Raw genomic sequence first — 17,744 nt, 5'->3', positions numbered from 1 at the left:
AGTGAGTGGGATTATTGAAACTTTATGGAGCGATTGAAGCAGGAGGAACAAAATTTGTATGTGCAGTAGGTGATGATAACTTAACTGTTATAGAAAGTGTTTCGATACCAACTACGGAACCAACTGAAACGATGCCAAAAGTTATAGAATTCTTTAAAGAGCATGACATTATAAGTATTGGTATTGGTTCATTTGGTCCAATAGATATTAATAAAGAATCTGATACATATGGTTATATAACTTCCACACCAAAGACAGCATGGAAAAATTTTGATTTCATTGGGGCTATTAAAGAGCATTTTGATATTCCGGTCGCTTTTACAACTGATGTAAACACTTCATTATATGGTGAGTTTAAAAAAGGTATCGCAAAAGATATTAATTCAGCAGTATATTATACAGTTGGTACAGGTATCGGTGGAGGAGCTATGGTCGGTGGTAAATTTGTTCAAGGATATAGTCATCCAGAGATGGGACATATGACAGTAAAGATACATGAAGATGACCAAAGCTTTGAAGGTAAATGTCCATTTCATGGTAACTGTTTAGAAGGGGTTGCATCAGGACCTGCTATTGAAAAAAGAGCTGGTATATCAGCGAAAGAGATTAAAGAAGATTCGAAAGATTGGGATATAGTAGCTTATTATATTGCTCAGGCAGCATTGAATACAACGTTAATGTTATCACCAGAAAAAATCATTTTTGGTGGAGGCGTAATGCATCAAAATCATTTGTTGAGTAAAATTCATAAGCAATTTGAGTTATTAAATAATGACTATATTGCACTTCCACCGGTAGAAGAGTACATCGTTTCTCCAAGTTTGAATGATGAACAAGGAATAATTGGCTGTTTAGCTTTAGCACAAAATGAAAATAAAGCATAAGAAGGTGTGAATTATGGAATTATTAGTAACATTAGGTGAGAATCAAACATTAGAAACAGACAGACTTATATTGAGACCTGTAAGTTTAGATGATACAGAATCACTTTATGAATATTCATCTAATATAGAAAATACTTCTCATGTATTTCCAACACATTTGTCAAAAGAAGAAACAAAAGAAGTCATCGCAAATTACTATTTGAAATCACCATTAGGCAAATATGGAATAGTCTTAAAAGAAGAACATAAATTAATTGGCACAATAGATTTAAGAGTAGATACAGAACATAAAAGAGGCGAGATAGGATATGTGCTCAATTTAAATTATTCTAAAAATGGCTATATGACAGAAGCGGGATTAGAGATATTGTCATTGGCGTTTGATAAGTTAAAATTAAACCAAGTAAATGCAATGCATAGCACTATTAATCCTAAATCTGGACAAGTTATGGAAAGATTAGGAATGAAAAAAATTGGTGTTATGCCAAAAAATAGAATTCATAAAGAAAAAATTGTAGATGATGCTATTTATGTTATAACGAATGATGAATATAAAGAAATGAAAAAAGCAGCTAATTAAGCTGCTTTTTTCATTTTAGTTAGTGCCTTTAGCCCATATGCAAATATACCATAACCAATTAAAGAGCTAGGTAACCATCTCTTTGTTAAAGAGATGTCCTTATTCTTATTGATAAATATATAAGGTACTAACGTTGATATTAAGTAAAGTACTAGAACTTTTTGATAACGTTTGTTCATCTTAAACACCTCACTTCATTACCTATATTATAATCTTTTTTTGAGGTGTAGTATTATCATATTATTACAAAATTAGTACATTCTTTATTCAAATTTTGCAAATGATGAAGCTGGTAAGCGTGATGCTCTATCATTCGTCATTTCACCTTTACCAATTGAAATAAGCATAGCGGGTACTAAGTTATCGTCAATATTAAATGCGTCAATTACAGATTGTTTGTCAAAGCCAATCATAGGGCAAGTTGCATAACCAGCATCCTCACTGACTAACATTAAACTCATCGCAAATAATGATGCGCCACGTACAGCTTCGTCTCTTTTATTGAGATCACTTTCAAAGAATCGATTCACACTTTCGATTAAGCCTTCTCTTTTATTAGCTGGAATATGTTCGTGTTCAATCCAGTCATCAGCTATATCTCCAATTGTTTCATGTGCATTTAAATCACCTAAAATGATAAATGTTGCACTTGCTTCTTTTATTTTAACTTGTTTGTTAGCTGCGTTATATAACTTTTCTTTAGCTTCATCAGTGTCAGCTACTATTACTTTCCACTGTTGTAAATTCCAAGCAGATGGTGATAGTGCTGCTTTGTCTAATAAATCATAAATTGTTTCTCTATCTAAATCATATTGCTCATAAGATTTTACTGAGCGTCTTCTTTCAAGTGCTTTGGTTAATTCCATTATCTTCCCACTCCTTATATTTCGATATTTTTATGTTCATATAAAAAAGGAATAATTACAAACTTTCTGCTTATTTGAAATATAAAATTGAAGGCTTATTAATATAATTTATAAACAGATATTTGTTACAATATAAGTAATAAGAAAACTTATTGATATTTGATAGTTCAATGACTAAAGGAGCGATGCACATGATTGATATTCATAATCATTTATTATATGGATTAGATGATGGTCCAATAGATGCAGAAAGCATGCTTGAATTAGCAAGAGAAGCCGAAAAAATTGGGATTACTGATATTGTAGCAACACCTCATTATATAGAACATCGTTTTAAAAATAGTGCGGACATAGTTAAAGCAAGAACTGAAGAAGTACAATCGTTATTAAAAGAACATCATATTAATATAAAAGTGTATCCTAGCCAAGAAATTCATATGTTTGGAAATGAGTTAGCAGGATTGGAATCAGGAGAATTGTTACCTATAACTGAAGGCTCAAGATATGTATTAATTGAATTTCCATTCTTTACAGTTCCAGACTTTGCGAATAACACGTTTGACCAATTATTCGATGCAGGGTATCGTCCTTTATTAGCTCATCCAGAACGTATCATTCCTATACAAGATAAACCTCAAATTTTATTTGATTTAATTAAAAGGGGTGCTCTTTGTCAAGTAACTGCTGGTTCATTAGTAGGTAAATATGGTGAAGATGCAAAAAGAGTTGCTGATTATTTATTGGATCAAGAAAGTATTCATATCGTTGGAAGTGACGCACATAATACATCTAACAGAAATTTTCATATAAAAGAAGCATATGATTATATTGAAGAAACTAATGGAATTGACACAGTTAATCAAATGAAAGATAATGCTCAAAAAATACTAAATAATGATGAAATATAAAAGAAGAAGGATGGGACAAATTAATTGTCTCATCCTTCTTCTTATTATTAACACGTTGTTTGCAGTGGTTCCGAAGTTTCATTTCTATTAACGGCAAACATTAATAAGCTTGCCATAATAACCATGATAAAACCAAAATATGGTGTGAACGATAATGATATATGATTTAATATAAATCCACCAATAACTGATCCAAGTGTTATACCAATATTAAAAGCAGATATATTTAGACTAGATGCAAAGTTGACTGTTTCTTTACTATTTCTCTCTGCGAATAATACGACGATAAGTTGGAGACCAGGTACATTCATAAATGCAAATAGGCCCATTAATAAAATACTTACTAATCCTACTACATGAAAATGTAACGTAAGTCCTACCAGTAATAAAGTTAAAGCTTGTAGTAAGAAAATGATCGTTAATGATTTTGTAGGAGCGTGATTTGTAAGTTTTCCTCCTAAAGTATTACCAATCGCAACCATTACACCATATAATATCAAAATAGTAACGATACTGTTTGATTCATAGCCTAAAATATGAGTAAGAATCTCAGTTAAATATGTGTAGACTACAAACGTACCTCCATAACCGAGGGCAGTTATTAAATATATTGTCATAAGGGGTTTGTTTTTTAAGACTGCAAGTTGCTTAACAATTGGTGCTTGTTTGTATTCAGTTAAATTTTTAGGAACAAATGCTATATTGGCAATAAGACTAATAATACCTATTATAGCAATTGTGTAAAATGACATTTCATATCCGAAATGTTGACCAACCCATGTACCAAAGGGAACGCCTGTTATAGTAGCAACTGTTAAACCAGTGAACATAAGTGCGATTGCGCTAGAACGTTTATGTGGTGGCACTAAATCTGCAGCAATAGTTGTGGCAATTGACATAAACACACCATGAGAAAAAGCACTGAGCACTCTCATTAATAATAATAAAGTGAATGAAGTAGCCATTCCTGCGAATATGTTAGCAATTATAAAGATGACCATTATAAGAATAAGCACAGTCTTTCTTTTCATGTTATTTGTTAAAGGTGTCAAAATAGGTGCACCTACAGTAACACCAATTGCATACAAAGATACAGTTAATCCTGCGAGAGGAATTGTGATATTAAAAGCATCTTTGATTAATGGTAATAAGCCAACGCTGATGAATTCTGTTGAACCGATGGCGAAAGCAGATATAGCTAGTGAAATAAGTGCAAGTTGATTAGAAAATTTATTTTTCAATTTGATAGTTCCTTCCTTTGTTATAAGATATGTGTTATTTTAAAACGTAACAATACAAATAGGAAGTACGCACTTTAAAGTCATATAGGTACCAAAAAGTACCTTAAGGAGGAAATGTAATGGAAGTAACAGAATATAATATAGGTGTAGAAGCAACAATAGACGTGATTGGTGGTAAATGGAAACCTGTTATCCTTTGTCATTTAAAGCATGGAACAATGAGAACATCAGAACTAAAAAAAGCTATTCCACACATTACACAAAAAATGTTAACTCAACAATTAAGAGAATTAGAGAAAGACGGAATTATTAATCGAATTGTATATCAACAAGTACCTCCGAAAGTAGAATATGAAATATCTGATTACGGTAGTTCATTAAATGAACTATTAGAAAACCTATGTAAGTGGGGAGAATTTCACATTAAAAAAAGACAAGAAGATGGTGAGTTAATACAGCTTGAAACAGCAGAATTTGTTGATTAAGCTTAATACTTCTAAATTTAGACAGCTGTTTAAAGAGAAAATACAGTCTTCGTATAAGGATAAAATAATTGTATTTTCACACAATGAGCCTTAAAATAAAGAAGAGAATTATAACATGACATGAATTATTTCTAATACAAGTTAATATGTGCCCTTAGGTGCTTAAATGATATATTTGGTGGGACAAATATATCATTTAATGACGACACTTGAAGATATAGATGTATTAGATAATATAAATATGTTAATTCGATTAAAGAATTTGGGGAGCGCTATATATGAAATTAGGAGAACGTGTAAAACAAAGGAGAATAGATTTAAAGCTTTCTCAACAAGCATTAGCTAAGGGAATCGCTACACAAAGTCAAATTTCTAAAATTGAAAAGAATGAATTGCAACCGGGATCGCAACTCCTTTTTAATATTTCTAGAAGACTAAATTGTAGTATGGATTTCTTGTATATAGGTGATGAATTAGATACACAACTAGAACAAAAATTAAAAGTCATAGAAAGATTGTTAGAAGATCGTGATTACGATGCTTTAATTCCTATTATTGATGGTAATTATTTATCTAATGGATCTGTTGATGAAATTGCAGCGTCTAAGTGGGTAAGATCAATTATAGGTTACTATAAATATGGCGAGGTAGAACAATCACTTCAGATGATTGAAGAAGCATATCAATTAATAGATAGTAATATGTATGTCAAATTACAAGTGTCTATCTGTAATACAAGAGCAGTCTTTTATTATAGTCAAAATGAAAATGAAAAAGCGAAATCTTCATTAGAACAAGGATTAGAAATTGCTAAACGTTTAAATGTAGATGATAGTTATCAAATTAAACTACTATATACATTATCAAATATTTATGCTAGCGAAAGAGCATATGACAGATGTTTAGCATATGCACAAACTGCCTTAGATATTACAATTAATTCAAGTAGATATAAGTTATATAGTGAGCTAATATATAACATCGTGCATTCAAAAATAGAAATGAAGATCAGTAATGACAGTGATAAAAAACAATTAGAAGTCGCACTATTTTTAAGTGAACAGTCTAAAAAACATAACATTACAATATTAATTAGAGATTTAATGAAATTACTATAATTAATTAAGAGGTTGGGGCAAATTAATTGTCTCAACCTCTTATTATTATATTGTCAGTAATAATACCGATAGATTTGAGCAAATATTGAAAGTATTGTCCATATAGCTCTATTTATGAATATCTTTTTAGTATTTCTGAATGTTCGTTTTCAGTAAATAATTTAATTATAGAGTCAGTTTGTAATTGCTCATTTAGTTTGGTTTCTAAATTTTGAATAGCCTTGTATTTATTATTATTTGTATATGGATATGTATAGTTTAATTTGTTCATGATATGTGAGGTAACTGCCTCTTCTAAAATAGAATTTTCAGATGTTGAATTTAATTGCCTTAAAAGTAACTTTGTAAAATAGTATGCGATTATGTCATATAGATCATCATAATGTTCGCACAATGACTCTATGAAAAAGTATATATGAGGTGTGTCTTCAATTTTAAGAAAACCGTCTTTTCTGTAAGCACCAATTAAAAAATATATATCGGGTCTTAAATAAGTATTAAATTGTTTGAGTATTTGTAGTCTAACTTCAAAAATAATATGAACTAATTTGGTGTTTATTTTCAAAATTTGAGCAGTATCTGTTTCTAACTTGGATAAAGTTGTTGATATGTCATCCTCTAAAAATATTAAATTTTCTTCGGCATGTTGAAATTCAGAGCGATATTTTGCGTAATATGTTTTAAGTGAAGTATCGGTTAAATGAAAGTTATTAAAAAAATCATTTATTGTATTACTAATAATCATAATATTACCCCTTAATTTCTTCTTTTTCTTATTATACGTTATATTACCTAATTTTTATTATTTAATCATTCAAGGATTCATAAATGCTTATTACGAAATTTATATTTGACGAGAACAAAATTGTCCTGTACCCTTTTAAAGTATTCAAGATATAAATAAGGAGATAACAATGGAACAAATAGATAAAAAAGGGTCTTTCATAGCTTTATTACCATTAATCGTGTTTGTGACACTTTTCATTGGTACAGGATTAATTAAGCATGACTTTAATTTCTTACCACTAAATGTAGCTATACTTATTGCGGCAGTGTTTGCATGTGCAATGTATCCAAAGACACCTTTAGCAAAAAAACTAGATATTTTTACAAAAGGTGCTGGACATCCTAATATTTTATTAATGGTGTTTGTATTCTTAATGGCAGGTGCTTTCAGTGAAACTGCTAAAAGTATGGGTGCTGTTAGTTCAACAGTTAATTTAGGATTATCATTAATACCTGGTCAGTTTTTATTAGCAGGATTATTTATAGTAGGTGCTTTTATTTCTGTAGCAATGGGTACTTCAATGGGTACTGTAGCTGCACTAGCCCCTGTGGGAGTTGGCATATCTGAAGCAACTGATATTTCACTAGCTTTAACAATAGCAACTGTAGTAGGTGGGGCAATGTTTGGTGATAACTTGTCTATGATTTCTGACACTACAATAGCTTCTGTAAGAACACAAAAAACAAAAATGAGCGATAAATTTAAGATGAACTTCTTAATTGTATTACCAGGTGCAATTTTGACAGTGGTTATTTTATGGTTTATGACTAAAGATGCAGGGATGGCGGATGCTAGTCAAGGCAGTTACAATTTAGTCAAAGTTATACCATATTTATTTGTACTAATTAGTGCATTGTGTGGAATGAATGTTCTCTTGGTATTAGTGCTAGGTGTAATCGTTGCAAGTTTAATTGGTCTAATTGATGGATCGTTTACTTTAGGCGATAACTTAAAAGCAATATCTGATGGATTAATTGGTATGCAAGATATCTCAATGATCGCACTTCTAATTGGTGGTATGATTGGTTTGATTGAATATCACGGTGGTATAAAATGGTTGTTAAATATTGTTACAAAACGAGTGAATTCTAAACGAGGTGCAGAGTTTGGAATAGCTGGTTTAGTAAGTGTTACAAATTTAGCAACAGCTAATAACACAATATCTATCATTACTACTGGTCCATTAGCAAAAGAAATAGCAGACGATTTTCAAATTGATCGAAGAAAGTCTGCAAGTATTCTAGATATATTTGCAAGTACGATACAAGGTATTATTCCATATGGAGCACAAGTACTAGCTGCTACTAGTGTAGCTGGTATTTCGACAGTATCATTATTACCATATTCATTTTACCCATTTTTACTAGGAATATGTGGTATCGTATCTATATTGATAGGATATCCAAGAAATAAAAAGCTCAAAGCAGATCATTAGAACGCAAGTTGAATATATAAAAACAATACGCCCCTAATCCAAAATAATTGGATTAGGGGCGTATTGTTTAGGCTCTTTTTTCTTTAAGTTCATATCGATAAGCAGTTTCACCATGGAAAGCTACATCTAAGCCTTCTAGTTCTGCTTTTTCATCTGTTCTTAAAGTTGTAAAGATACTTATTGCTTTAGCTATAATATATGTGACAACTCCACTGAATGCAATCGTTACAATTACTGCTACGATTTGCACTATTACTGGCATAAATCCGCCACCGAAGAAAACACCGTCAGAGATACTTGAATTTACATTTGAATTTTGAAATAATCCAGTTCCTATTGCACCGACAATTCCACCAAAACCGTGTAATCCAAATGCATCTAATGCATCATCGTAATTAAGTAATACTTTTAAATGTGTTATAACGTAGTAACATACAAATCCACCTAATATCCCTAGTATCATTGAACTACCATATCCAACAAAGCCAGCTGCTGGTGTGATTGTGACAAGCCCTGCTAACATTCCTGATAAAGTACCAATTAAAGTCACTTTTTTCTTTTGCATATATTCCAAAATAGACCAACCGGCTATACCAGCACAAGAAGCTAAAATCGTATTTACAAAGGCTAACATAGCAACGGAATCAAATGTTAGCGCGGAACCCGTATTAAAACCGAACCACCCAAACCATACTAGTATACCGCCGATTAGCGTGATAACTAAATTATGTGGAGGCTTTTTGTTACTAGGTTTTCTTGAACCAAGTAATAGGGCAAGAACAAGGCCAGATACACCAGATGAAATATGGACGACTGTACCGCCAGCAAAATCTATCGCACCTAATTTATGAATCCAGCCGCCTCCCCAAACCCAGTGTGCTACAGGACTGTAGACTAATAATACCCATAAAGCCATGAATATTAAAAAAGGACCAAATTTCATTCTTTCTGCAACTGATCCTGTAAGAATGGATACCGCAATCGTGCAAAATGTTAATTGGAAAAGCATAAATAAGGCAAATGGTATGGTTTCACTAAAATTACCGTTTGGTTCAAAACCTACACCATTTAGGAATACATGGGAGAAATCACCTATAAATAAGTTGTTTCCTCCGAAACTCATTGAAAATCCAATTAATACCCAAGTGAATGTAACAACTACAATTGCTGAAATACTATGCATCGACGTATTTAATACATTTTTTGATTGAACTAATCCTCCATAGAATAGTGCTAAACCAGGTGTCATTAACCAAACTAATAAAGTACATCCAAATAATAAAAGTGTATCTGTCTGACTCATCTTCCATCATCTCCTTATTTTTTTAAAGTATAAAATATAAAATAAGAAAAAAGAAATATGAGTCAGGTAAATTTACACTATGTGTAATGTTAGTTAACACACTTTTGTAGTTGAACTATTTTACACCTAAATAATCGAATGTAACTGCAGCGACTGACTTAGCTGCAATTAGTAAAGAACCTTCATCAATATCAAATTTAGGATGATGATGTGGGTAAGTTTTTTTGTCTTTAGGACTTGCACCTACATAGAAGAAAGTACTAGGTAATTCTTTAGCATAATATGCAAAGTCTTCTGAAGGTGGTTGTGGTTCACAACGTTCAACACTTTTAACTTCAGAAATATTTGCTTCCTCAATCGCTTTAGCGACTTGCTTCGTTAATTCTGGATCATTATATAGTACAGGATAATCTCTAGTATATTCTAAGTCACATTGAACACCATACGTTGATTCTAAACCTTTAGATAGACGTTTAACTTCATCTTCTATTAGATGTAAAGTTTCTTCGTTCATACCTCTAACGTCGCCTTCAAGCGTAACTTCATTTTTAATAATATTAAATTGTCCTTTTCCGTCGAATGAACCGATTGAAACGACGCCCATATCAAACGGATTAAGTCTTCGTGAAACAATCGTTTGTAGAGACATGACAAAGCTACTCGCTGCAACGATTGGATCGTTTGCTAAATGAGGAGATGATCCGTGTCCACCGCTACCTGTTACTTTTAATTTAAATATATTTCGACCAGATTGAACATTGCCTTCTCTGTAATAAACATGATCACTTTCTAAAGCGCTCATTACATGAACGCCGATTACATTATCGACACCATCAAGAATACCGTCTTTAATTAAATATTGTGAGCCACCAGGAGGTTTTTCTTCAGCAGGTTGGTGGATAATGACAATTTTTCCTTTAAGTTGATCTTTAACTTCTATTAAAGTTTCTGCAAGAACTAATAAATAAGCTGTATGAGCATCGTGACCACATGCGTGCATAACACCTTCATTTTTAGAACTGAATTCCAAACCTGTATCTTCTTTAATTGGTAAAGCATCAAAGTCAGCTCTTAGTGCCAAAGTCTTACCTGGCTTTCCTGAGTCAATTGTTACTTTGATACCATAAATTCCTTCTCCGCCAATATGTGTTTGGAGTGAAACATCTTTATCCTTATAAAAATCTTCAATATATTGTGCTGTTTCTTTTTCTTCAAAAGATAGTTCAGGATGTTCATGTAAATATCTTCTAATCTCAATCATTTTGTCTTCTTTTTTTGATAATTTTTCATAGAAATCATTTAACATATTACGTTCCTCCTTAATAATACTTAACTTAATTATAATAGAAAAAGTCAAAAATATCTTGTTTCAAGAATGAATTTGATATTGACACTACATATAAACGAGAGTAGAATGGTCAAGTATTAGTTAGCAAAGCTAACTTTATTTCATGAGAAAAGGTGACAAAAAATGGAGAGCTTTTTATTTACATATACTAATTTGTATAGACCGTATATTCATCATATTAATGCCATATTAGAGCCCTATGATTTATATGCTGCTCAGTATAAAGTGTTACATGATATTGCAAACAACGAGCCTACAACACTTGTGCAAGTGTCTAAACGTTCTTTTATTGAAAAACCTACTGCTCGTAAAATTATCAAAAAATTGATTGATCTTGAACTTGTTCAAGCTGTTAATAGTAAAGAAGATAAAAGAGAAAAGTTTCTTACATTAACAGAAAAAGGCCAACAGCAATTTAATGAAATACATGAATCCATTGTAATATTTCAAAATAATTGTCTTCAAGCTGTTGAAGCAGATGATGCAGAGCTTGAAAAAGCACAGAAATTATTAGAAAAACTTAGAAATCATTTAATAGAGGAGGTAACAAATAATGGCTGATCAATTAAAAAAGCCAATTTGGACAAAAGACTTTATATTTAACTTTGTCATTAGCTTTTTCATATTTTTATCTATGTACTTATTATTAGTAACAGTAGGTGGATATAGTAAAGAAACATTTGGTGTTTCTGATAGTCTGGCTGGTTTAGCTTCAGGACTTTTCATCGTAGGATCTTTAGTCGGAAGATTTTTAACAGGTAAATATATCAATATAGTAGGGACTAAGAAAGTGTTAATTATTGGTGGAATCTTACTTGTAATTACGAATGGATTATATCTAGTATCAGCATCATCATTTGCATTATTACTTATCGTACGAATTTTAAATGGGGTAGCAAGTGGGGTAGCAAGTACAGCTACAGGAACAATTGCTGCATTTATAACGCCAGCACAACGCCGTAGCGAAGGAATAAGTATGTATAGTTTAAGTATGGTTCTAGGGACTGCTATCGGACCATTTATCGGCTTATTATTATATCAACATATTCCAATGACTGGACTATTTACAATTTGTACGATATTAATCGTTATCGCATTTGTAATGTCACTATTTATGAAAGTTGAAACACCAGTAATGCCAAGTGCACAAACTGAAGAGAAAAAAGGATTTAGATTATCTGACTTTTACTCAGTACAAGCTTTACCAATTGCAATTGTAGTAGTGATTGTAAGTATTGCATATTCATCAGTATTGTCATTTATACAATTCTTTGCTCAAGAAAATCATTTAGTTGATGCAGCAAGTTTCTTCTTTGTTGTATACGCAATTGCAGTATTGCTAACAAGACCATTTACAGGAAGAATCATGGATCAACGTGGAGAAAATATTGTTACAATACCAGCATTTATTTGTTTAGTAATAGGTTTGTTCTTAATTAGTATAGCAAGTAATGGAGTAGTATTACTTATAGCAGGTGCATTTGTAGGACTAGGATTTGGTAACTTACAATCTATCTTCCAAGCACTCGTAGTTAAAGTATCACCAGTAGAAGCCATGGGATTAGCTACATCTACTTATTTCATAGGTTTAGACTTTGGATTAGGATTTGGACCATATGTATTAGGTAATTTCACAAATTCTATCGGCTATTCTGGGTTATACATGGCAATGGCAGTAGTTGCATTATTAGGTTTAGTCGCATTCTACTTCTTGCATATGATTAAAGCTAAAAAAGAAGCAAACTATAATTCATAAAATAAAGTGCTAATAAGTGATAAAGTAAAATGCAAAAAATGAATTAAGTTGTAGATTAACTCAGTAGTTAATCGAAGAGATGTTGTAAGTTGTAGATTAACTCGGTAGTTAATGGAAGAGATGTTGTAAGTTGTAGATTAACTCAGTAGTTAATCGAAGAGATTGGTTAAGTTGTAGATTAACTCGGCAGTTAATCTAAGAGATTGATTAAGTTGTAGATTAACTCGGCAGTTAATCGAAGAGATTGGTTAAGTTGTAGATTAAGTCGAAAGTTAATCTAAGAGATTGGCTAAGTTGTAGATTAACTCGAAAGTTAATCTAAGACAAATTCACAATAAACACCATAAAGAAAAGATCCTAGGACATTTATGTCCTAGGATCTTTTCTTTATATATTATCCTTCTAAATCAACTGAATTAATGTCGATGCCTAATGCGTCTGCTACACCTTTACCATAATCTGGGTCAGCTTTGTAACAGTTACGGATATGACGGTGTTTTACTTCATCAGTAGTTCCTTGCATTTCGTTAGCAGTATTTTGGAATATACGTTGTTGTCCTTCTGGTGATTGTAGACGGAATAATTTACCTGGTTGTTCATAGTAATTATCGTCATCTTCACGGTAGTCGTGTTCGTATAATTCACCTTCTACTGGTAAACCTGGCTTCTTATATTCTGGTTGAGATTCATGTGCTTCGTAACTATTTGGATAATAGTTAATACCTCCACCTAAGTTGCCATCAACTCTCATTTGACCATCTCTAGAGAATGGACAAACTTCTGCAGCACCTTTAGCTGAGTTTACTGGAATTTGCCAATGGTTTACGCCTAAACGATAACGTTGAGCATCTCCATAAGAGAATAAACGTCCTTGTAACATTTTATCTGGTGAGAAGTCTATACCAGGAATGATGTTTGTAGGTGCGAATGCAGCTTGTTCAACATCTTGGAAATAGTTCTCTGGGTTACGGTTTAATTCGAATTCACCAACTGGAATTAATGGATAATCACCTTTGAACCAAACTTTAGTTAAGTCAAATGGGTTATCTTTATGATTTCTTGCTTGTTCTTCAGTCATAACTTGAATGTACATCTTCCATTTAGGGAAGTTGCCTTCTTCAATAGCATTGAATAAGTCTCTTTGACTTGATTCACGGTCTTTAGCTATTACTTGTTCAGCTTCTTCAGCACTAAAGTTCTCAATTCCTTGTTGAGTTCTGAAATGGAATTTCACCCATACACGTTCACCAGCATCATTATACATAGAATAAGTGTGTGAACCGAAACCATGCATGTTACGGAAACCTTTTGGAATACCTCTGTCAGTCATTAATATTGTGACTTGGTGTAATGCTTCAGGTAAAAGTGTCCAGAAGTCCCAGTTAGATTGAGGGTTATGCATATTCGTTTTAGGATCACGTTTAACGACGTGATTTAAACTTGCGAATAATTTAGGATCACGGAAGAAGAATACAGGTGTGTTGTTACCAACTAAGTCCCAGTTACCTTCTTCAGTGTAGAATTTAAGTGCGAAACCACGAATATCACGTTCAGCTTCAGCAGCACCACGTTCACCAGCTACTGTAGAGAAACGAGCAAACATTTCTGTTTGTTTACCAATTTCAGAAAATATTTTAGCATTTGTATATTGTGTAATATCATGCGTTACTGTAAAAGTACCGAATGCACCAGAACCTTTAGCGTGCATACGTCGTTCAGGAATAACTTCTCTATCGAAATGTGCCATTTGTTCTAAGAAATATACGTCTTGCATTGATACAGGACCACGTTTGCCAGCAGTCATTGTATTTTCACGATCAGATACAGGAGCACCAAATAGTCCTGTAAGTTTTGATTTATTACTCATATCATAATCCTCCTCAAGAATTCTTAATTATAATAATTCTAATTTCATACTTATTATAATTTAAAGTGAGCAAAGTGACAAGTAAAAGAACAATCAATCATCAAAGATTATTTTTAATACTTCGCGCTATATTTAAACTAAATATCCGAAAAGTGTAATTTATAAACATATAATAGCTAATTTATTATACTTTAACCATTATACATGCTGAAAAATCTCGAGGATTTATTTTAATTATTTTACTGTAAAATGAGAATTTAAGTGATTAATTGATTATAAGAACTATAATTAACAAAAAAAGAACGCTAAAATATGCGTTCTTTTTTTGTTAATTTTATTTCGGATTATCTCTATTTATAAATAAGGGTTGGACATCAATTTTCTTTAAAATAATTTCTTTTGCTTTTCTAGGATGAAGATTAATTTCTGGAATATTTGAAATCCCGACTGAAACGTAATCTATTTTTGGGTTGTTTGGAATGTTTAAATCATTTAAAGATTCTTTTAATGTGACATGATAAATAAATAAAATTTCATGGTATGACGTACTTTCATATTCAAAAAAGTTTTGTATAGTTGATACAAAATAAATATCATCACATTCTATGCCTAATTCTTCTTTGATTTCACGTTTAATAGCAGAATCTGAGCTTTCATAATATTTCACTCTGCCACCAATTAATGTGTAGTATTCATGTTTTTTATCATAGTGAAAACAGTAACCGTGCTTATCTTTAATAATAGCACCAACGCGTATGTTCAGCATGCCGTCTCCAGATTTTATTGAAAGATCCATTCAGAGTCCTCCTTTATAAATAGATTAGAATAACTTAAGTATTACAATACCTATGAAAACTAATGTCGCACCTATTAGTCTTCTTGCTGTAATTTTAAACTTAGGTGTATTGAATAAACCGAAGTGGTCAATCAATAATCCCATTAACATTTGTCCGAAAATAACAACCATTAGTGTTAAAGCTGCACCAAGCTCAGGCATTAAAAGAATATTAGTTGTAACAAATACTACTCCTAATACGCCTCCTATAAAGTAAAGAGGCTTAATTGTCCCTTGATCAGGGTGATGAAAGCTAAAACGAATTCTTCTAACAAGTAATAATGAAAGTATGAATAAAGCGATAGTCCCTATAGCAAATGAAATTAATGCAGAAAAATAGAATGACTGAACTTCATATCTGAGTGCACTATTGATTGCAGTTTGAATAGGGGGAAGACAACCAGTAAAGATACCTAATACCATCCAATAATTTGTATGTTGTGATTTAGTCGTAATAATTCGGTCAGATGATTTTTTGTAATTCATTAATAATATACCCAGTAACATAATAATTACGCCAGCAATTCTTTCTAAATTTATTGGATGTATATCAGCATTAAATAAGCCGAATTGGTCAATGAATATTCCCATAATAATTTGACCTGATACAGTCATGACAACTGTTAAAGCTGCACCAATTCTAGGTAACAATAGTAAATTACCTGTTAAGAATACAACACCAAGTAATCCTCCAGTAAACCATACATAAGAAAAATCTTGATTCATCATAAATGATGGTGATAACTTTTGTGGATTCATTATTAAATTGACTATTATTAGAACGATGGTTCCAATTAGAAATGAATAAAAAGATGAAAGGATTGGTGATTTAGTATAGCTGCCTAATTTAGTGTTTATCGATGTTTGTAACGGTACACATAATCCAGCTACAACACCTAATATAATAAGTAGTATCAATCTTAATAACTCCTTCTTTCTATATCAATTGCTTGTTGATAGTAAATAGATTGTTCTTTATCTGGAACCATATTTCCTCCTGTAGACCAGACGATATGTGTAGCATGTTGTGAATCATAATTTAAATCATGAATATATTTCAAGCCATGAAATCCGGAAGTAGCTGAAGGTTCGATAAATATATTTTCAGTATCTTTTAAAGCTTTTAAGTAACGGTATAATTGATTATCTTCGACTGTACAAGAGCCAAATAAAAGTGTGGACATTATAGTACCTACTAATTTTGAAGGACGGCTAACTGCTAACCCATCAGCAATAGTTTTACCAGATAATCCGACATCTTGAACGGATATACCGTCATGTAACTTTGTAATCATACCTAATGCCATACAAGGCGCTTCTGTAGGTTCTATAAAGACAGGGTGTACATTATCACCAAAGATTAACTTCAAACCGAATGCAACACCGCCAGGACCTCCGCCGACACCACATGGTAAATATACGAATAGAGGATGGTCTTGATCAACTTTAATATTTGCTTCTTTAAGTTGTTTTTCCAACCTTAAAGCACTCACTGAATAACCTAAAAACAAATCTTTAGAAGCTTCGTCATCAACAAAGTGGCAGTATGGATCATTCATAGCGATTTTTCTGCCTTCTTTTACAGCATAACCATAATCTTGAATGTGTTCTACAACTTCAACACCTTTTGATTTTAAGAGGTCCTTTTTCCATTCTTTTGCGTCTTGTGACATATGTACTGTAACTTTGAAACCTAATTGTGCACTCATAATACCAATACTTAAACCTAAGTTACCTGTAGATCCAACAGCAATACGGTATTTAGAAAATATATCTTGATAGTAATCTGTTGCTAAAAGGCTATAATCACTATTTACAGTGAAATCAGTTTCTTTAATGGCAGTTTCTTCAGCAAATTTCAACACTTCATAAATACCACCACGTGCTTTAATAGAACCTGAAATAGGTAACGCATGGTCACCTTTTAATAAAAGATTGCCCTTTAAATGTGGAAATTGAGTCTTTTTAAAATGGTTTAATTGAAAAATTTGAGATTCAATTTTCCCTTGGTTATTTTGAGTTTCAGGAAAGACTTTTGCAATATATGGTGCAAAACGAGTCAATCTTTGTTCAGCATCAATCACATCGTCCAATGTAAATGGAAAAGACTGTTTGTTTAGATAGTCTGGATTTTTCCAAAACATTTCTTCGCCACGAGCAATATTTGAAATAATAGGGGATATATTTTTTAATGATTGAACATCTATAGTCATAAGTATCTCTCCTTATTTAAAAGTGCTTTACTTTATAATAGTACAATTGTTTTGATTTTATTGATAGATTAATGACTGGAAAGGCTATACTAATAAGCTTTATAACCAGATAAGAGGC

Annotated in this window: 18 protein-coding genes; 8 read left to right on the top strand and 10 right to left on the bottom strand. The window is 31.9% G+C overall.

Annotated features, from left to right (window positions below):
- Nucleotides 1–14: 14 nt before the first annotated feature.
- Both scrK and LQ609_RS06170 read left to right on the top strand, forming a co-directional pair.
- Nucleotides 15–884 (top strand): fructokinase ScrK, encoded by an 870-nt coding sequence (gene scrK, locus LQ609_RS06175; protein ID WP_078357053.1) that lies wholly within the window; start codon nucleotides 15–17, stop codon nucleotides 882–884.
- A 13-nt stretch (nucleotides 885–897) separates the two neighbouring features.
- On the top strand, nucleotides 898–1,464 hold the full coding sequence (locus tag LQ609_RS06170; protein ID WP_078357052.1) for a GNAT family N-acetyltransferase: 567 nt from the start codon (nucleotides 898–900) through the stop codon (nucleotides 1,462–1,464).
- Here the strand turns inward: LQ609_RS06170 and LQ609_RS06165 are convergent.
- Together LQ609_RS06165 and LQ609_RS06160 are read right to left on the bottom strand one after the other, a co-directional pair.
- Complete coding sequence (locus LQ609_RS06165) at nucleotides 1,461–1,643, bottom strand: hypothetical protein (protein ID WP_078357051.1); 183 nt, start codon at nucleotides 1,641–1,643, stop codon at nucleotides 1,461–1,463. The genes LQ609_RS06170 and LQ609_RS06165 overlap by 4 nt on opposite strands.
- Nucleotides 1,644–1,727: 84 nt before the next feature.
- Complete coding sequence (locus LQ609_RS06160) at nucleotides 1,728–2,330, bottom strand: nitroreductase family protein (RefSeq protein ID WP_107509180.1); 603 nt, start codon at nucleotides 2,328–2,330, stop codon at nucleotides 1,728–1,730.
- Between the two features lie 191 nt (nucleotides 2,331–2,521).
- Here LQ609_RS06160 and LQ609_RS06155 point away from each other — a divergent pair, with 191 nt between their 5' ends.
- A complete protein-coding gene (locus LQ609_RS06155; protein ID WP_239734448.1) occupies nucleotides 2,522–3,238 on the top strand; it encodes a tyrosine-protein phosphatase in 717 nt (238 codons plus the stop codon).
- A gap of 47 nt (nucleotides 3,239–3,285) precedes the next feature.
- Here the strand turns inward: LQ609_RS06155 and LQ609_RS06150 are convergent, their stop codons facing one another.
- Nucleotides 3,286–4,479, bottom strand: a complete 1,194-nt coding sequence (locus LQ609_RS06150) for an MFS transporter (RefSeq protein WP_078357048.1) — start codon at nucleotides 4,477–4,479, stop codon at nucleotides 3,286–3,288.
- A 119-nt stretch (nucleotides 4,480–4,598) separates the two neighbouring features.
- Between LQ609_RS06150 and LQ609_RS06145 the strand changes: the two genes are divergently transcribed.
- Together LQ609_RS06145 and LQ609_RS06140 are read left to right on the top strand one after the other, a co-directional pair.
- Nucleotides 4,599–4,964 (top strand): winged helix-turn-helix transcriptional regulator, encoded by a 366-nt coding sequence (locus LQ609_RS06145; protein ID WP_078357047.1) that lies wholly within the window; start codon nucleotides 4,599–4,601, stop codon nucleotides 4,962–4,964.
- 278 nt (nucleotides 4,965–5,242) lie between these two features.
- Complete coding sequence (locus LQ609_RS06140; protein WP_078357046.1) at nucleotides 5,243–6,082, top strand: helix-turn-helix domain-containing protein; 840 nt, start codon at nucleotides 5,243–5,245, stop codon at nucleotides 6,080–6,082.
- Nucleotides 6,083–6,194: 112 nt separating this feature from the next.
- On the opposite strand, the gene LQ609_RS06135 is transcribed toward LQ609_RS06140, so the two are convergent.
- Entirely contained in the window at nucleotides 6,195–6,827 is a 633-nt protein-coding gene (locus tag LQ609_RS06135; protein ID WP_078357045.1) for a hypothetical protein, read from the bottom strand.
- A gap of 169 nt (nucleotides 6,828–6,996) precedes the next feature.
- On the opposite strand from LQ609_RS06135, the gene LQ609_RS06130 reads away from it, so the two are divergent.
- Nucleotides 6,997–8,304: a Na+/H+ antiporter NhaC family protein gene (locus LQ609_RS06130; protein ID WP_239734447.1), complete on the top strand. Its 1,308-nt coding sequence runs from the start codon at nucleotides 6,997–6,999 to the stop codon at nucleotides 8,302–8,304.
- Nucleotides 8,305–8,371: 67 nt separating this feature from the next.
- On the opposite strand, the gene LQ609_RS06125 is transcribed toward LQ609_RS06130, so the two are convergent.
- Both LQ609_RS06125 and LQ609_RS06120 read right to left on the bottom strand, forming a co-directional pair.
- On the bottom strand, nucleotides 8,372–9,607 hold the full coding sequence (locus LQ609_RS06125) for an ammonium transporter (protein ID WP_078357043.1): 1,236 nt from the start codon (nucleotides 9,605–9,607) through the stop codon (nucleotides 8,372–8,374).
- A gap of 115 nt (nucleotides 9,608–9,722) precedes the next feature.
- The gene (locus LQ609_RS06120) at nucleotides 9,723–10,913 is read right to left on the bottom strand and encodes a M20 family metallopeptidase (RefSeq protein WP_078357042.1); all 1,191 of its coding nucleotides are present in this window, start codon (nucleotides 10,911–10,913) and stop codon (nucleotides 9,723–9,725) included.
- 165 nt (nucleotides 10,914–11,078) lie between these two features.
- On the opposite strand from LQ609_RS06120, the gene LQ609_RS06115 reads away from it, so the two are divergent.
- Complete coding sequence (locus LQ609_RS06115; protein ID WP_078357041.1) at nucleotides 11,079–11,516, top strand: MarR family winged helix-turn-helix transcriptional regulator; 438 nt, start codon at nucleotides 11,079–11,081, stop codon at nucleotides 11,514–11,516.
- Nucleotides 11,509–12,711, top strand: a complete 1,203-nt coding sequence (locus tag LQ609_RS06110; protein WP_239734446.1) for an MFS transporter — start codon at nucleotides 11,509–11,511, stop codon at nucleotides 12,709–12,711. The genes LQ609_RS06115 and LQ609_RS06110 overlap by 8 nt, the downstream gene beginning before the upstream one ends.
- Nucleotides 12,712–13,105: 394 nt before the next feature.
- Here LQ609_RS06110 and LQ609_RS06105 read toward each other — a convergent pair whose 3' ends face one another.
- The 4 genes from LQ609_RS06105 to LQ609_RS06090 form a co-directional block, all read right to left on the bottom strand.
- Nucleotides 13,106–14,578: a catalase gene (locus LQ609_RS06105; RefSeq protein ID WP_078357039.1), complete on the bottom strand. Its 1,473-nt coding sequence runs from the start codon at nucleotides 14,576–14,578 to the stop codon at nucleotides 13,106–13,108.
- Nucleotides 14,579–14,912: 334 nt separating this feature from the next.
- The gene (locus tag LQ609_RS06100; protein ID WP_078357038.1) at nucleotides 14,913–15,374 is read right to left on the bottom strand and encodes an NUDIX domain-containing protein; all 462 of its coding nucleotides are present in this window, start codon (nucleotides 15,372–15,374) and stop codon (nucleotides 14,913–14,915) included.
- 24 nt (nucleotides 15,375–15,398) lie between these two features.
- Entirely contained in the window at nucleotides 15,399–16,331 is a 933-nt protein-coding gene (locus tag LQ609_RS06095) for a DMT family transporter (protein WP_107509904.1), read from the bottom strand.
- 2 nt (nucleotides 16,332–16,333) lie between these two features.
- Nucleotides 16,334–17,626: a D-serine ammonia-lyase gene (locus tag LQ609_RS06090; protein ID WP_078357036.1), complete on the bottom strand. Its 1,293-nt coding sequence runs from the start codon at nucleotides 17,624–17,626 to the stop codon at nucleotides 16,334–16,336.
- Nucleotides 17,627–17,744 lie beyond the last annotated feature (118 nt).

Source organism: Mammaliicoccus sp. G-M28, assembly GCF_022386595.1.
In the GTDB taxonomy this organism is placed as follows: Bacteria; Bacillota; Bacilli; order Staphylococcales; family Staphylococcaceae; genus Mammaliicoccus; species Mammaliicoccus fleurettii.
The sequence above is the reverse complement of the archived record's forward strand: the minus strand, read 5'-3'. Positions and strand labels throughout refer to the sequence as shown.

What these genes read in the sequence shown, in the direction of transcription:
- LQ609_RS06125 (WP_078357043.1), bottom strand. Translation starts at nt 9,607, where the DNA reads ATGAGTCAGACAGATACACTTTTATTATTTGGATGTACTTTATTAGTT.
- LQ609_RS06120 (WP_078357042.1), bottom strand. Translation starts at nt 10,913, where the DNA reads ATGTTAAATGATTTCTATGAAAAATTATCAAAAAAAGAAGACAAAATG.
- LQ609_RS06165 (WP_078357051.1), bottom strand. Translation starts at nt 1,643, where the DNA reads ATGAACAAACGTTATCAAAAAGTTCTAGTACTTTACTTAATATCAACG.
- LQ609_RS06105 (WP_078357039.1), bottom strand. Translation starts at nt 14,578, where the DNA reads ATGAGTAATAAATCAAAACTTACAGGACTATTTGGTGCTCCTGTATCT.
- LQ609_RS06160 (WP_107509180.1), bottom strand. Translation starts at nt 2,330, where the DNA reads ATGGAATTAACCAAAGCACTTGAAAGAAGACGCTCAGTAAAATCTTAT.
- LQ609_RS06140 (WP_078357046.1), top strand. Translation starts at nt 5,243, where the DNA reads ATGAAATTAGGAGAACGTGTAAAACAAAGGAGAATAGATTTAAAGCTT.
- LQ609_RS06130 (WP_239734447.1), top strand. Translation starts at nt 6,997, where the DNA reads ATGGAACAAATAGATAAAAAAGGGTCTTTCATAGCTTTATTACCATTA.
- LQ609_RS06145 (WP_078357047.1), top strand. Translation starts at nt 4,599, where the DNA reads ATGGAAGTAACAGAATATAATATAGGTGTAGAAGCAACAATAGACGTG.
- LQ609_RS06100 (WP_078357038.1), bottom strand. Translation starts at nt 15,374, where the DNA reads ATGGATCTTTCAATAAAATCTGGAGACGGCATGCTGAACATACGCGTT.
- LQ609_RS06110 (WP_239734446.1), top strand. Translation starts at nt 11,509, where the DNA reads ATGGCTGATCAATTAAAAAAGCCAATTTGGACAAAAGACTTTATATTT.
- LQ609_RS06090 (WP_078357036.1), bottom strand. Translation starts at nt 17,626, where the DNA reads ATGACTATAGATGTTCAATCATTAAAAAATATATCCCCTATTATTTCA.
- LQ609_RS06170 (WP_078357052.1), top strand. Translation starts at nt 898, where the DNA reads ATGGAATTATTAGTAACATTAGGTGAGAATCAAACATTAGAAACAGAC.
- LQ609_RS06135 (WP_078357045.1), bottom strand. Translation starts at nt 6,827, where the DNA reads ATGATTATTAGTAATACAATAAATGATTTTTTTAATAACTTTCATTTA.
- LQ609_RS06155 (WP_239734448.1), top strand. Translation starts at nt 2,522, where the DNA reads ATGATTGATATTCATAATCATTTATTATATGGATTAGATGATGGTCCA.
- LQ609_RS06115 (WP_078357041.1), top strand. Translation starts at nt 11,079, where the DNA reads ATGGAGAGCTTTTTATTTACATATACTAATTTGTATAGACCGTATATT.